Source organism: Halomonas shengliensis, from assembly GCF_900104135.1.
Lineage (GTDB): Bacteria > Pseudomonadota > Gammaproteobacteria > Pseudomonadales > Halomonadaceae > Halomonas > Halomonas shengliensis.
Window position 1 is genome coordinate 152,167 of sequence record NZ_FNIV01000008.1, and the last position, 13,500, is coordinate 165,666.

The 13,500-nt window shown below is 69.9% G+C and carries 14 protein-coding genes; 6 read left to right on the top strand and 8 right to left on the bottom strand.

Features of this window, described 5'->3' with window-relative positions:
• The first annotated feature begins 85 nt into the window (after positions 1-85).
• The 5 genes from BLP95_RS12625 to BLP95_RS12645 all read left to right on the top strand — a co-directional run bounded on the left by BLP95_RS12625 (position 86) and on the right by BLP95_RS12645 (position 5,658).
• Positions 86-1,531: an NAD-dependent succinate-semialdehyde dehydrogenase gene (locus BLP95_RS12625; protein ID WP_089679912.1), complete on the top strand. Its 1,446-nt coding sequence runs from the start codon at positions 86-88 to the stop codon at positions 1,529-1,531.
• Positions 1,532-1,562: 31 nt separating this feature from the next.
• The gene (gabT, locus tag BLP95_RS12630; RefSeq protein ID WP_089679914.1) at positions 1,563-2,855 is read left to right on the top strand and encodes a 4-aminobutyrate--2-oxoglutarate transaminase; all 1,293 of its coding nucleotides are present in this window, start codon (positions 1,563-1,565) and stop codon (positions 2,853-2,855) included.
• Positions 2,856-3,137: 282 nt separating this feature from the next.
• Entirely contained in the window at positions 3,138-3,734 is a 597-nt protein-coding gene (locus tag BLP95_RS12635; RefSeq protein WP_143004423.1) for a hypothetical protein, read from the top strand.
• A gap of 193 nt (positions 3,735-3,927) precedes the next feature.
• Positions 3,928-5,259 (top strand): sulfite oxidase, encoded by a 1,332-nt coding sequence (locus BLP95_RS12640; RefSeq protein WP_089679918.1) that lies wholly within the window; start codon positions 3,928-3,930, stop codon positions 5,257-5,259.
• Positions 5,260-5,268: 9 nt separating this feature from the next.
• The gene (locus tag BLP95_RS12645; protein WP_023005824.1) at positions 5,269-5,658 is read left to right on the top strand and encodes a hypothetical protein; all 390 of its coding nucleotides are present in this window, start codon (positions 5,269-5,271) and stop codon (positions 5,656-5,658) included.
• Positions 5,659-5,737: 79 nt separating this feature from the next.
• Here BLP95_RS12645 and BLP95_RS12650 read toward each other — a convergent pair whose 3' ends face one another.
• The 8 genes from BLP95_RS12650 to BLP95_RS12685 all read right to left on the bottom strand — a co-directional run bounded on the left by BLP95_RS12650 (position 5,738) and on the right by BLP95_RS12685 (position 12,460).
• Positions 5,738-6,736, bottom strand: a complete 999-nt coding sequence (locus tag BLP95_RS12650) for a zinc-dependent alcohol dehydrogenase family protein (protein ID WP_245678745.1) — start codon at positions 6,734-6,736, stop codon at positions 5,738-5,740.
• Between the two features lie 94 nt (positions 6,737-6,830).
• Entirely contained in the window at positions 6,831-7,691 is an 861-nt protein-coding gene (locus BLP95_RS12655; protein WP_245678746.1) for a DUF2797 domain-containing protein, read from the bottom strand.
• On the bottom strand, positions 7,675-7,959 hold the full coding sequence (locus BLP95_RS12660; RefSeq protein ID WP_031218084.1) for a YeaC family protein: 285 nt from the start codon (positions 7,957-7,959) through the stop codon (positions 7,675-7,677). Before BLP95_RS12660 ends, BLP95_RS12655 begins: the two co-directional genes overlap by 17 nt.
• Before the next feature lie 27 nt (positions 7,960-7,986).
• Complete coding sequence (locus BLP95_RS12665) at positions 7,987-8,841, bottom strand: rhomboid family intramembrane serine protease (protein WP_089679920.1); 855 nt, start codon at positions 8,839-8,841, stop codon at positions 7,987-7,989.
• Positions 8,842-9,012: 171 nt separating this feature from the next.
• Complete coding sequence (locus BLP95_RS12670; RefSeq protein WP_089679922.1) at positions 9,013-10,017, bottom strand: metallophosphoesterase; 1,005 nt, start codon at positions 10,015-10,017, stop codon at positions 9,013-9,015.
• A gap of 1 nt (position 10,018) precedes the next feature.
• A complete protein-coding gene (locus BLP95_RS12675) occupies positions 10,019-10,933 on the bottom strand; it encodes an NAD(+) kinase (RefSeq protein ID WP_089679924.1) in 915 nt (304 codons plus the stop codon).
• 63 nt (positions 10,934-10,996) lie between these two features.
• The gene (locus tag BLP95_RS12680; RefSeq protein WP_089679926.1) at positions 10,997-11,869 is read right to left on the bottom strand and encodes a DMT family transporter; all 873 of its coding nucleotides are present in this window, start codon (positions 11,867-11,869) and stop codon (positions 10,997-10,999) included.
• A 36-nt stretch (positions 11,870-11,905) separates the two neighbouring features.
• Positions 11,906-12,460 carry a YqaE/Pmp3 family membrane protein gene (locus BLP95_RS12685; RefSeq protein WP_089679928.1) on the bottom strand — a complete coding sequence of 185 codons (555 nt, stop codon included), beginning with the start codon at positions 12,458-12,460 and terminating at the stop codon, positions 11,906-11,908.
• Between the two features lie 169 nt (positions 12,461-12,629).
• Here BLP95_RS12685 and BLP95_RS12690 point away from each other — a divergent pair, with 169 nt between their 5' ends.
• Entirely contained in the window at positions 12,630-13,037 is a 408-nt protein-coding gene (locus BLP95_RS12690; RefSeq protein ID WP_023005815.1) for a CBS domain-containing protein, read from the top strand.
• The last annotated feature ends 463 nt before the right edge of the window (positions 13,038-13,500 follow it).

Here is a 13,500-nt window from a genome sequence, read left to right on the forward strand (position 1 = left end):
TTGACGGGCATCGGAGAGGCTTGGCGAGTCGTTTTAAATAATGCACACTGCGTCAAATATGCCAATAAAATCCCCGGAGGACCCCATGGCCGAGCTGCCCGATATCCTGATCCCCAAGGCCTTCATCGCCGGCGAATGGCGCGACGGCGAGACGCGCTTCGCCGTCACCGACCCCGCCAGCGGCGAGGTGCTGGCCGAGGTGCCCGACCTCGACGCCGCGGCCACCCGCGATGCCGTGGCCGCCGCCGAGGCCGCCTGGCCGGCATGGAAGAAACGCACCGCCAAGGAGCGCGCCACCCTGCTGCGCGCCTGGTACGACACCCTCATGGCCCACCAGGAAGATCTCGCCCGGCTGATGACCCTCGAACAGGGCAAGCCGCTCGCCGAGGCCCGCGGCGAGGTGGCCTACGGCGCCTCCTTCGTGGAGTTCTACGCCGAGGAGGCCAAGCGCATGGCCGGCGAGACCCTGCCCAGCCACGGGGTCGACAAGCGCATCCTGGTGTTCCGCGAGCCGATCGGGGTGGTGGCGGCCATCACCCCCTGGAACTTCCCGCTGGCGATGATCACCCGCAAGTGCGCCCCGGCGCTGGCCGCCGGCTGCCCGGTGGTGATCAAGCCCGCCGAAGCCACGCCGCTGACCGCCCTGGCGGTAGCGCGCCTGGCCGAGCTGGCCGGCTTCCCCGCCGGTGTGATCAACGTGGTCACCGCCAGCCGCCCGGCCGAGGTCGGCGAGGTGCTGACCAGCGACCCGCGGGTGCGCAAGATCTCCTTCACCGGCTCCACCCCGGTGGGCAAGCGGCTGCTGGCCCAGTGCGCCGGCACCGTCAAGAAGGCCTCCATGGAGCTGGGCGGCAACGCCCCCTTCATCGTCTTCGACGATGCCGACCTGGATGCCGCCGTGGAGGGCGCGATCGCCTCCAAGTACCGCAACTCCGGGCAGACCTGCGTGTGCACCAACCGCCTGCTGGTGCAGGCCGGCATCTACGATGCCTTCGTCGAGAAGCTGGCCGCCCGGGTCGCCGAGCTGCGGGTGGGCAGCGGCCTCGAGGAGGGGGTGGTCCAGGGCCCGCTGATCAATGCCGCCGCGGTGGAGAAGGTCGAGGCGCACATCGCCGACGCTCTGGCCAAGGGCGGCCGCCTGGTCACCGGCGGCAAGGCCCACGCCCTGGGTGGCACCTTCTTCGAACCCACGGTGATCGCCGATGTCAGCGAGGAGATGCGGGTCGCCCGCGAGGAGACCTTCGGCCCGCTGGCACCGGTGTTCCGCTTCGAGACCGAGGAGCAGGCCATCGCCATGGCCAACGCCACCGAGTTCGGTCTCGCCGCCTACTTCTATGCCCGCGACTACCGCCGCATCTGGCATGTGATGGAGGGGCTGGAGTATGGCATGGTGGCGGTGAACGAAGGGATCCTCTCCACCGAACTGGCCCCCTTCGGCGGCGTCAAGGAGTCAGGCCTCGGGCGCGAGGGTTCCCACCACGGCCTGGATGAATTCACTGAACTAAAATACGTGTGTGTCGGCGGCCTGTGAGCGACCGCCACCCAACCACCCAGGAGGCAACATGACCAACGCTGAACTCAACGACCTCAAGAAGCGCTATGTCGCCAACGGCGCCGCCAGCCCGGCGACCCAGTTCGCCGACCGTGCCGAGAACGCCCTGATCTGGGACGCCGACGGCAACCGCATCATCGACTTCGCCGGCGGCATCGGCGTGCTCAACATCGGCCACCGCCATCCCAAGGTGGTCGAGGCGGTCAAGGCGCAGCTCGACCGCGTGATGCACACCTGCCAGACCGTGATGCCCTACGAGGGCTACGTGAAGGTGGCCGAGCAGCTCAGCCAGGTCACCCCGGTGCGTGGCCACGCCAAGGTGATGCTGGCCAACTCCGGTGCCGAGGCGCTGGAGAACGCGGTCAAGATCGCCCGCGCCGCCACCGGCAAGAACAACGTGATCTGCTTCGACGGCGGCTACCACGGCCGCACCTTCATGACCATGGCCATGAACGGCAAGGTCGCCCCCTATGCCGCCGACTTCGGCTCCATGCCCGGCAACGTCTTCCGTGCTCCCTACCCGGTGCCCTACCACGGGGTCAGCGAGGATGAGGCGATCCGCGGCCTGAAGATGGCGCTCAAGACCGACGCCAACCCACGCGACACCGCGGCCATTGTGCTCGAGCCGGTGCTCGGCGAGGGCGGCTTCTACCCGGCGCCGGCCAGCTTCCTCAAGGCGATCCGCGAGATCTGCGACGAGCACGGCATGCTGATGATCATCGACGAGGTGCAGTCCGGCTTCGGCCGCACCGGCAAGATGTTCGCCATCGAGCACAGCGGCGTCGAGCCCGACATCATCACCATGGCCAAGAGCATGGCCGACGGCATGCCGATCTCCGCCGTGGTGGGCACCGACGTGCACATGGACGCCTCCGGCCCCAACTCCCTGGGCGGCACCTACACCGGCAGCCCGGTCTCCTGCGCCGCGGTGCTGGCGGTGCTGGACGTCTTCAAGGAGGAAGCCATCCTCGAGAAGAGCCAGGCGCTGGGCGAGAAGCTCGGCAAGCGCTTCGAGAAATGGCAGCAGCAGTTCGACTGTGTCGACAACGGCCGCCACATGGGTGCCATGGCCGCGGTGGACATCGTCTCCGACAAGGCCAAGCACACCCCGGATGCCGACCTGGCGGCGGCGCTGTGCAAGCGCGCCCGCGAGAAGGGACTGATCCTGCTCTCCTGCGGCCTCTACGGCAACACCATCCGCTTCCTGATGCCCGTCACCATCGAGGACGAGGTGCTGGAAGAGGGACTGGCCATCGTCGAGGAGTCCCTCAAGGAGCTGGTGGGTCAGCCCGCCACCGCCTGATCCCGGCGACCTCACCCGACCTCACCGCCCGGCCATGTGCCGGGCGGTGCTCGTTGGGCCCGGCGAATCCAGTCACGTCACTCGAGGCTAATCCGGCGACAGGCCCCGGAGCGCCGGACCGTCGGGGAGGCGCTGTGAACCCATCCCTGGGCGCTACCAATGCCATCCATGGCATAGGACCTCCCCTTCGGCCTGTCCCCGGCGCCTCTCACTTGGGAACGAGACTCTTGCCAGACCACCGCCCAGCCCGGAAGATAGCGGCGTCCACCGCGAGGCCATAGCGTGATACTTAGAACTCTCTCCCTGCTGCGCTCCCTCCAGGGCGCCCGCGACACCGCCGACGAGGCCCGTGGCCGAGTGCAGCAGGCCAGCGACTACCGCTGGCTGCGCGACCAGCTGCGCCACGGCGCGGTGGTCGACGAGGCGGCACGCCTCGCCGACGGCACCCCGGCGCTGGCCATCGCCCTCGCCTACCCGGCCACCGCCGGGCGACTGGCCGGCGGCCGCTGGCCCGAGGATCCGGAAGCCCGCGAGCGCTGCCACGTGGCCGGCAGCCACGCCTGCCGCGCCGCCGGGGCGCCGGCCTACCGCACCCTGGAGAGCCTCTCCCGAGGCGTTGCGGAAGGCGCCATCGCCGTGCTGCGCGACGCCGCCCGCTTCCAGTACCTGCTGGAGCGCGATGCCCTCGAGCTCGCCTGGCGGCGCCCGCAGCGCCTGCCGGCCGGCCTCGCCGCCGCCCTGCCCGAGACCTCCGGCGCCAGCGGCTGGTTCCTGCTCACCCTGCGCGTCCCCGGCACCCAGCCGCCGCCACGTCTCGGCGGCACCTGGCTCGACGAACGCCTCGACCGCTACCGTCGCATCCTGCCCCGCTCCGGCTGAGCGGGCACCCCGCCACGCCCTCGCCCTGCCGTTCGCGGCACGCCCCCAGCGCCGCGTCGCGCATGCGGCAAATCGCCGACACCCTGCTACGCTGGAATAACGTAAGACGCGAGTGACGGACGACTCCGGCCACACAATCACAACAACGGCTCGGTGCCAGGGAAGCCGGTGCCTGCCCGCCAGGAGCAGTGCCATGACGAAACTCCCTCCCGACACCCGGACCCGCGGCATCCACGAGCTCTACGCCGAGGATCCCGAGGCAGCGGATCGCCTGCTGTGGGACCGCGAGGTCGACCCGGTGACCCGCCGCGGCTTCCTCAAGCGCTCCAGCCTGCTGGCCATGGCCGCCGCGGTGGGTGGCTCCATCCCCTTCGCCGACCGGATGCCCGGTGGCCTGATCCCGGCGGCCCTCGCCCAGAGCGAGGAGCCCTTCACCCTCGAGGGCAAGGAGGGGCTGACCGTCCTCAACGATCGGCCCATCAACGCCGAGACCCCCGCTCACCTGCTGGACGATGACATCACCCCGGCGAAGCACATGTTCGTGCGCAACAACGGCATACCGCCCGAGGTGGAGAGCATCGACGCCGACACCTGGGAGCTGGAGATCGCCGGCGAGTCCTGCGCGAATCCCCAGACCTTCACCATCGCCGACCTCAAGGAGCGCTTCGAGCACCACACCCTTCAGCTGCAGGTGGAGTGCGGCGGCAACGGGCGCAGCGAGTACGTGCCCTCGGCCAGCGGCAACCAGTGGACCACCGGCGCGGTGGCCTGCCCCACCTTCACCGGGGTGCGCCTGCGCGACGTGCTGGAGGCCTGCGGGATCAAGGAGGACGCCGTCTATATCGGCTACTACGGCGCCGACCGTCACGCCAGCGGCGACCCCAACAAGGAGGCGATCTCGCGCGGCGTGCCCATGGAGAAGGCGCTGGAGGACGAGTCGCTGATCGCCTGGGCGATGAACGGCGAGGACATCCCCTACCTCAACGGCTACCCCCTGCGGGTGGTATGCAGCGGCTGGCCGGGCTCGGTCTCCGGCAAGTGGCTCAAGCGCATCGTGATCCGCAACCAGAAGCACGACGGCACCAAGATGGGCGCCCCCTCCTACAGCGTGCCCAAGCACCCGGTCGCCCCGGGCAGCGTGGTGCCCGAGGAGGACTTCGTCACCATCCAGTCGATGCCGGTGAAGTCGCTGGTTACCTTCCCGAAGTCCGGGATCGACCACGCCCTGGGCGAGACGATGACGGTGCGCGGCCACGCCTGGGCCGGCGACCTGTCGGTGAAGGAGGTGCATGTCTCCATCGACTTCGGCGCCACCTGGCAGAAGGCCGAGTTGAAGGAAGCCCCCAACCGCCTGGCCTGGCAGCGCTGGACCACCGCCGTGGAGTTCCCCGAGCCCGGCTACTACGAGGTATGGGCCAAGGCCACCGACGAGGAGGGGCGCTCCCAGCCCATGGTCGTCCCGGGCTGGAACCCCAAGGGCTACCTCAACAACGCCTGTCACCGCATCGCGGTCCAGGTGGCCTAGGAGGTTCCCATGACGCCGTTACAGACGCTCGCCACGGCCTCCCTGGGGCTGGCCCTGATGACCCTGCCGCTGGCGGGGATGGCGCAGGAGGCGCCGGAGAGCGACCCGGAGACCGGCCTGGTGATGGCCGAGGGGTGGGAGACGGTGCGCAGCAACTGCACCGCCTGCCACTCGGCCAGCCTGGTGACCCAGAACAGCGGGACCCGCAACCACTGGGAGTACCTGATCCGCTGGATGCAGGAGACCCAGGGGCTCTGGGAGTTCCAGGAGGAGACCGAGGCGACCATCCTGGACTACCTGGCCGAGTACTATGGCCCCAAGGAGGACACCCGGCGCCCGGCGCTGCCCCGCACCCTGATGCCGGACAACCCCTACCCCACCGTCGCCGACTCCGGCTGACACGCCACCCACCCACCGACGCGACCAGGCCCCTTGCGAGGGGCCTGGTCGCGCTCAGGGTCAGGGAACGGGGAAGCGCTCAGGGAATCAGCACCGCCGCCCCGGAGAGGCGCCCCTCGCGCAGGTCGTCGAGGGCCCGGTTGGCTTCCTGAAGGGGGTAGGCGCGAGTCTCGGTGCGGATCGGCACCTCGGGAGCCAGGGCCAGGAACTCCTCGCCATCCTGGCGGGTGAGGTTGGCCACCGACTTGACCGAGCGCTCCTCCCACAGCAGGCGATAGGGGAAGCTCGGGATGTCGGACATGTGGATGCCCCCGGAGACCACCACTCCGCCGGGGCGCACCCGGGAGAGGGCGGCGGGCACCAGGTCGCCCACCGGGGCGAACAGCAGGGCGGCGTCCAGGGGCTCCGGGGGCGCCTGGTCGCTGCCGCCGGCCCACTCGGCGCCCAGCCGGCGGGCGAAGGCCTGGGCGGCCTGGTCTCCCGGGCGGGTGAAGGCGAAGACCCGCTGGCCGCGGGACAGCGCCAGCTGGATCAGGATATGGGCGGCGGCGCCGAAGCCGTAGAGGCCGATACGCCTGGGCGCCTCTCCGCCCGCCAGGCGCCAGGTGCGGTAGCCGATCAGCCCGGCGCAGAGCAGCGGCGCGCTGGCCTGGGGGTCGCCGCCGTGGACGGGGAAGCAGTAACGGGCATCGGCCACGCAATACTCGGCATAGCCGCCGTCGCGGGTGTAGCCGGTGAAGGCGGCGCGCTCGCAGAGGTTCTCCTCGCCGCGGCGGCAGGGGGCGCACTCGCCGCAGGTCCAGCCCAGCCAGGGCACGCCCACGCGCTGGCCGAGCGCCAGGCCGCTCACCCCCTCGCCCAGGGCGGTGACCTCGCCGACCACCTCGTGGCCGGGCACCAGCGGCAGGCGCGGGTCGGGCAGCTCGCCGTCCACCACGTGCAGGTCGGTGCGGCACACCCCGCAGGCCAAGACCCTGAGCTGCACCTCGCCGCGGGCTGGCTCGGGGCGCGGCAGGATCTCCAGTCGCAGCTGCTGGCCGGGGGCGTGCAGGCGCATGGCGCGCATGGTCTCGCTCATCGGGCGTCTCCTGTCGATGGATCCTGTCCGGGGGCCCTGTGCACGGTTGCTGTCCACGGACCCCAGGGACTCAGCCGACAGCATAGCCGAGGCCTCAGGCGACGACCCTGACCTCGTAGCCGGTGTACTTGCGCAGGTTGACCACCCCCGTGTCGAGGATCAGGTACTGGCCCTTGAGGCCCAGCAGGGTGCCGCCGACCTCGGGGGTCTTGTCGAGGTTATGGGAGACCACCTTGGTGGGGTACTCGAGCACCGGATAGGACAGGCGCACCGGGGCCTCGTCGAGGGGACGGATGGCGTCAGCGCCGAAGCGCTCCTGCAGGCGGGCGATCCCTCCCTCCAGACGCGCCAGCAGGCGATCACGCTCGGCGGGCAGGTCGAGCTCGGCGGCCTCGCCCTTGAGCATGGCGCGCCAGTTGGTGCGATCCGAGACCGCCTCCTTGAAGAGCGTCTCCACGAAGCCCGACTGCTGGCGGGTGTCCACGGCGAAGATCGGCAACGCCTGCACCGCGCCCTGGTCGAGCCAGCGGGTCGGTACCTGGGTCGCCCGGGTGATCCCTACCTTGAGGCCCGAGGCATTGGCCAGGTAGACGACATGCGGCTGGAAGCAGTGGCGCTCGGCCCACTCGGGTTCGCGGCAGGTGCCCGCGAAGAAGTGGCAGGTCTCCGGCTTCATGATGCAGGTGTCGCACTGGGCCAGCGTCTTGAAGCAGGGGTAGCAGTAGCCCTGGGCGAAGCTCTTCCGGGTCGCCCGGCCACAGTGGGCACAGGCGATGGCCCCGCCCCAGGCAAGGGAGAGCGGCTTGCCGAGTCGTTCGTTGAGGTCGAGGCGCGACGCGCCGGCGCGCAGGGTATAGCGGGCGGGCTCACCGCCCTGTCCCGGGGCAATCGCCATCTTGGTCAGGCAGCCCGTTACCTCGGCGGCGGCGGCGATGGACTCAGTCACGGCCGGCATCCCTGGCCAGGCCCGCCAGGGCGGGGTCGACGTTCGCCCCGCTGCTGGCGCCACCACAGGTGCGCCGCTCCAGGTAGCCGACCCGCTCGCTCTCGGGCACCTGGTTCTCCACCTCATAGCGCATCACCGCCTCGAGGCAGAGCTCGGTCTGCTCGCGGGTCAGCATCCGCCCGTCGGGCCACTTGCGCAGGGAGACCGCCTGCTTGAGGCTCTGGTAGATGGCCGGGGTCATCTGCTGGATCATGCGCTCGAAGGTCATATCACTCATCGTCAATCTCTCCACGGGGTCGAGGCGTCAGCGCCGCCGGCGGGCGCGCGCGGAATAGTACCAGCCTAGGGCCAGGCCCACGACCAGCCCGCCCAGGTGGGCCTCGTTGGCCACGTTGCCGAAGCCCACCGCGCCGGCCATGTCGGTCATGGTGAAGACCATCCAGCCGAGCATGAATACCACCAGCATCTGGGGCACGAAGAAGCCGCTGCCGGGCAGGCGCCGTGACATCAGCCAGACGTAGCCCAGCAGGGCGAAGTCGACACCGGACATGCCGCCGAACAGTGCGGTGCCGGCGGCGTACTGGGCCAGGTTGCCACCGATACCGGCGGCGACGACCAGCAGCAGCATCCGCCCGCTGCCCTGCAATGCCTCCACCTGGCGACCGAAGTACCACAGCCACAGCATGTTGAAGATCAGGTGCATCCAGCCGAAGTGCAGGAAGGCCGGCGACAGCAGCCGCCACACCTGGCCCGCCGCCAGCGCCTCGGCCAGGGTGCCCACCGCCAGCCCACCCTCGGGGCTGATGCCCAGCGGCACGATCGCCAGCAGCGCGATCACCAGGTCGCCAAGGATCGCCATGGCGGCGAACACCGCCAGGCACAGCCCCAGGGTGGCGGCGGTGAGGGGCGCCTGGCGCAGCACCGGCGCCAGGTCGCCGCCATGGCGGGTGGAGCGCGACGCAGGGGCGTCGGGCAGCGGCTCGCCGCGCTGCCAGCGCCCCACCACCTCCCGCAGCGCCTCCTGCTGGTTGGGGTCCGCCAGCCAGAGCATCTGCCCCTCGGCCTCCTCGGTGATGCGATGGCCGATGCGCGCCGCCCACAGGGCACGGCGCAGCTCGCGGGTGTCGGCATCGGCGGGCAGCAGCATCACGCGGTACATGGCATCACCTCGCGTCGCCGCCGCGTCAGGCGCGATGACGGACACACAGAAAAAATCCGGCGGAGGGGGCCGCCGGACAAGAGCAAGGGATCATTCAAGGGAACACCTACTCAGATGGCGGACGGCACCGGGAGTTCAGCCCCCGGCCCGATAATTTTGTAACGGTTTGTATCAATCGAGATCGATCTCCCAGGGCTGAGGCCTCACCCGCTCCTCGCGCGGCACCCGCAGCCACACGAAGCGGTCGGCATCCAGGCGACGCTCGCCGCTCCAGCGATAGGCCACCAGGCGCCCGAACTTCACCGCGCTGTAGTCCAGGCAGGCGATGTTGGGGGCGGGCAGCGCCGGGACCCCCTCGCACCAGTAGTGGCCGATGAACAGCGGGGGCTCCTCGGCACCATAGTGGCTGAGGCGCGCCCGCTGCTTCTCGGTCAGCGGGCGCTGCTCCAGGTCGCCCGGCAGGTTGTCGGGCTGGAACACCACATCGCCCCAGGTCTCGGGGTGACGCGCCCAGAAGTGGGCGCGGAAGCTGCGCCGGGTGAAGCCGTCGCCGGAGTGGATCTCCACCCCCAGCGGCAGGGGGATCTGGGTGCCACGGGTCAGGCGGTCGAGGATGCGGAACGCCGAGGTGCCGGGCGCCGTGGACTCCACCAGGAAGGCCTCGTCCAGGCAGCCATCGGGGCGACGCTTGCGGAGCTCGTCGATCAGCGGCTGGTCCCAGCAGGCGTGCACCACCCGCAGGCCGTCACGCTCCAGGCAGAGCGGGATCTCCATGAACCATGCCAGCGCCTCGTCCCACTCCTGGGGGTGGTCGCGGTATTGGTCGAGGGTCTCGCGGATCAGGCGGTTGTTGCGCGGGGTATGCGCCCGCAGCCAGTCGCGCCCCAGGCCGGCGGGGGCACGGTGGCAGTAGGTCAGGGCGTTGTACTCATGGTTACCCATGACGATATGCGCCTCGCCCTCCTCGACCATCCGCCGGGCGATCTGCACCGCCAGGCGGATGCGCGGCCCGCGATCCACCAGGTCGCCGAGGAAGATCACCCGGCGCCGCGGGTGGCGGTAGACGCCGCCGCGCTGGTGGTAGCCCAGCTTCTCCAGTAGCGCCGCCAGGGTGGCGCCGCAGCCGTGCACGTCGCCGATCAGGTCGTAGCCTTCGAGCCTCGCCCGGTGGTTCACATCAGTCTCCCAGGCGGTGGCTCCAGCCCAGCTTGCTGCGCAGGACCTCGTAGAAGTTGTGGCCCACCGGGTGTACCAGGTGCACCGTCTGGGGCTTGCGGCGGATCACCAGGACGTCGTCGGGCTTGGCCACCGCCCGGGTCTGGCCGTCGCAGCTGATGTGCGGGTAGGTCTGGTTGGTCTCGCCGATATGGATGCGGATCTCGCTGGCGGCATCCACCACGATGGGGCGGCTCGACAGGGTGTGCGGGAACATCGGCACCAGAGTCAGCACATCCAGCCGCGGGTGCATGATGGGGCCGCCCCCGGAGAGCGAGTAGGCGGTGGAGCCGGTGGGGGTGGCGACGATCAGGCCATCGCTGCGCTGGCTATAGACGAACTGGCCATCGAGGAACAGCTCGAACTCGATCATGCGCACCGCCTTGCCGGGGTGCAGCACCACCTCGTTCAGGGCATCGCCGCCGCCCATGGGGGTGTCGTCACGGTAGAGCTCGGCGTCCAGCAGGAAGCGCTCCTCCACCTCGTAGTGGCCGTCGAGCACCTCGCCGACCCGCGCCTCCAGCTCATCGGGAGAGATATCGGTGAGGAACCCCAGCCGACCGCGGTTGACCCCCAGCACCAAGGTGCCGCTGTGGCACAGGGTCCGTGCGGCCCCCAGCAGGCTGCCGTCGCCTCCCACCACGATCACCAGGTCGCACAGCTCGCCGAGCATGCGGCGGCTCGCCTCGGGGTGGCCATGGTCGAGCAGCACCGTGGCGGTGCGGTCCTCGATGATCACGTGCAGGCCGCGCGTCTCGAGGAAGCGCAGCAGCCGCTTCAAGGTCTCGACCACCTTGGCGCTGCCCAGGCGGCCGATCAGGCCGATGTTGCGGAAGGACGCCGCGCGCCCCTCGGGGGGTGTCTGTGGGGATGGCATGCCGGGGCCTCTCGCATCGCAGCGGGACATTATGGCGAGTGCGAAGGCCCCGGGCAAACGGCCTCAGGCCATGGTGGCGAGGCGCCGGCGTCGCACCCACCACTCGTTGAGCAGCAGGGCGGCGAGGATGATGGCGCCCCCCAGCGCCAGGCGGCCGAGGTCGGCGTCGCGATTCCAGATCACCAGGTTGACCACCAGGCCGGCCGGGATCAGGGCGTTGTTCATGATCGCCAGCGCCCCGGCGTCGACCCGCACCGCCCCGAGATTCCACAGGAAGTAGCCGAGCCCCGAGGCGACCAGCCCCAGCCACAGCAGCACGCCCCACTGCATCTCGCTGGTGGGCAGCGCCGCCGCGTCGCCGAGCAGCGCGAAGGCCGGCAGCGCCACCGCCAGGGCGCCGAGGTAGAACCAGGCGAAGACGCTGTAGCGCGGCAGCGAGGCGGGCAGTTCGGCGGAGAGCCGCCGATAGCCCACCTGCCCCAGGGCGAAGCAGAGGTTGGCGCCCTGCACCACCATGAAGCCCAGCCAGAAGCCGCTGTCCACGCCGTCGTAGCGGATCACCCAGGCCCCCAGCACCGCCAGCGCCGCCGTGACCAGGTAGAAGGGGGTGAAGCGACCGAACAGGACGTCATCCAGCAGGGTGATGTAGAGCGGCGTGAAGATGGTGAAGAGCAGCACCTCGGGTACCGAGAGCAGCAGGAAGGACTGATAGAAGAAGAGATACATCACCCCCAGCTGCACGGCCCCGAGCCCCATCAGTACCAGCCGCTGGCGGCCCCGCAGGCGTGCCGGGCGCAGGAAGGGCAGAAACACCAGGGCGGCCAGCGCCACCCGCATCAGCACCGCGAAGTAGCTGTCCACCTGGCCCGCCAGGTAGACGCCGATCAGCGAGAAGGAGAAGGCCCAGAGAACGGTGACGCCGACCAGCAAGCCCATTGGTAAACCTCAGTTATCAAATCAGGTTGACCAATCCTACCGCCCGTCCCCGCCGCTGCCAAGCGCACCGTGCGCGAGGTGCCCCTGGACCCGCCGCCAGGCGTAGATCGCCCCGGGAATCCAGCCCAGCAGGGTCAGCGCCAGGCCCAGCGCCACCCGCCTCGGCGGCTCCCCGGCCAACGCCAGGGCCAGCGGCGGCAACAGCACCGCCAGGGCCAGCAGCGCGTGGCGCAGGGCCGGCGGTGCCTCGCGGGGCGGCTGGGCGGGAGCGGCGGCGGCCCGGTCGCCGCCGGTGGGCTGCGCGGGCGGCGTGAAGACCCCCACGGCGTCATCGCCGGCGGCGCGCGCCTCATGGTCCAGGGCGCGACGGTGGGCCTCGCGGTCGATCTTCTGGGTGATCGCCTCGGCCCCCTCGGCCAGGTCATCGTGGTAGCGCTCCCACTCCTCCCAGTCGAAGGGCGTGCCGGCCCGTGGGCGATGGTCACCCGCCTCCCGGGCCCGGGACCAGGCCTTCTCCTCCAGGGTGTTGGGCCGCTCGCGGTCGCGCTCCCCGTCAAGCCCCTGTCGGGCGAGATACTCGCGTGCATCCATGGTCCGTCTCCCGCAGTGAATAGATGGGTGATCCTGAGTTGGAAACGGGTGGACCGTCGCGGGTTCCCCGCCGTCGAGGTGACAAGCGTTGAAGCGCCGCCACCACCAGTAGCGGACAGCGCCGCCGGGTCGACTATGCTGAGGGCAAACCGGCACAAGGAGATCCGCCATGCCCAACAAGGCCCCCACCATCGTGCGCGAGATCATGTCCCGCGACTGCTATCGGGTCACCGGCAAGACCTCGGTGTCGACCCTGGCCGAAGGCCTCTCGCTGCACCGCCTGCCCGGGGTGCCGGTGGTCGACGACCACGACCACCTGATCGGCTTCATCTCCGAGCAGGACGTGATGGGCAAGGTGCTGGAGAGCGCCTACCTCAACGACGAGCCACCGCTGGTCAGCGACCTGATGCGCCATGAGGTGCTCTCGGTGTCCCCCACCAAGAGCATCACCGACCTGGCCCAGGAGATGCTCGGCAACAAGCCCAAGGTCTACCCGGTGGTTGAGCAGAACCGCCTGGTGGGCATCGTCACCCGCCGCGACGTGCTCAACGCCATCCTGCGCATGCGGCATCGCTGAGCAGGCTGTCACACCAGGCTCTCTCGTCATAGCCCATCGTCTCGCCACAGCAGGCCGTCACGACGCCCCGCCGCCGCGGGGCGTCGGCGCGTCCGGCCCCGACGCGACAGTCACCCAAAAAGAAGGCCGCCTCGAAGGAGACGGCCAAGATGCGATCGAAACTGCCAGCGGGCAACAGTGTTAGCGACTGCTATCGCGACTGGCGGTACAGGATCAGACAGCGTGAGACGAGAAAGTTCGCGGCGTCGGCAAATTTTTCTTTTCCGCCAGGCAAAAGGGTGTCCCCGGGCTTGCATCGCTAAGGGGCTGGTTTTACTATCGAATCGACTCGCGGGTGTAGCTCAATGGTAGAGCAGAAGCTTCCCAAGCGTGCGACCAGCTCGGTCGCGTAGGTACGTCAGGCCTTCTCAGGCACGTTGAGATCTGAGGAAATCGGCATTATACCTAGCCCGGCAACACTGCG

Coding starts and splice junctions, on each gene's coding strand:
- BLP95_RS12660 (WP_031218084.1), bottom strand. CDS start 7,959: ATGAGTGATATGACCTTCGAGCGCATGATCCAGCAGATGACCCCGGCC.
- BLP95_RS12685 (WP_089679928.1), bottom strand. CDS start 12,460: ATGGATGCACGCGAGTATCTCGCCCGACAGGGGCTTGACGGGGAGCGC.
- BLP95_RS12645 (WP_023005824.1), top strand. CDS start 5,269: ATGACGCCGTTACAGACGCTCGCCACGGCCTCCCTGGGGCTGGCCCTG.
- BLP95_RS12675 (WP_089679924.1), bottom strand. CDS start 10,933: ATGCCATCCCCACAGACACCCCCCGAGGGGCGCGCGGCGTCCTTCCGC.
- BLP95_RS12690 (WP_023005815.1), top strand. CDS start 12,630: ATGCCCAACAAGGCCCCCACCATCGTGCGCGAGATCATGTCCCGCGAC.
- BLP95_RS12665 (WP_089679920.1), bottom strand. CDS start 8,841: ATGTACCGCGTGATGCTGCTGCCCGCCGATGCCGACACCCGCGAGCTG.
- gabT (WP_089679914.1), top strand. CDS start 1,563: ATGACCAACGCTGAACTCAACGACCTCAAGAAGCGCTATGTCGCCAAC.
- BLP95_RS12680 (WP_089679926.1), bottom strand. CDS start 11,869: ATGGGCTTGCTGGTCGGCGTCACCGTTCTCTGGGCCTTCTCCTTCTCG.
- BLP95_RS12650 (WP_245678745.1), bottom strand. CDS start 6,736: ATGAGCGAGACCATGCGCGCCATGCGCCTGCACGCCCCCGGCCAGCAG.
- BLP95_RS12655 (WP_245678746.1), bottom strand. CDS start 7,691: ATGCCGGCCGTGACTGAGTCCATCGCCGCCGCCGCCGAGGTAACGGGC.
- BLP95_RS12625 (WP_089679912.1), top strand. CDS start 86: ATGGCCGAGCTGCCCGATATCCTGATCCCCAAGGCCTTCATCGCCGGC.
- BLP95_RS12640 (WP_089679918.1), top strand. CDS start 3,928: ATGACGAAACTCCCTCCCGACACCCGGACCCGCGGCATCCACGAGCTC.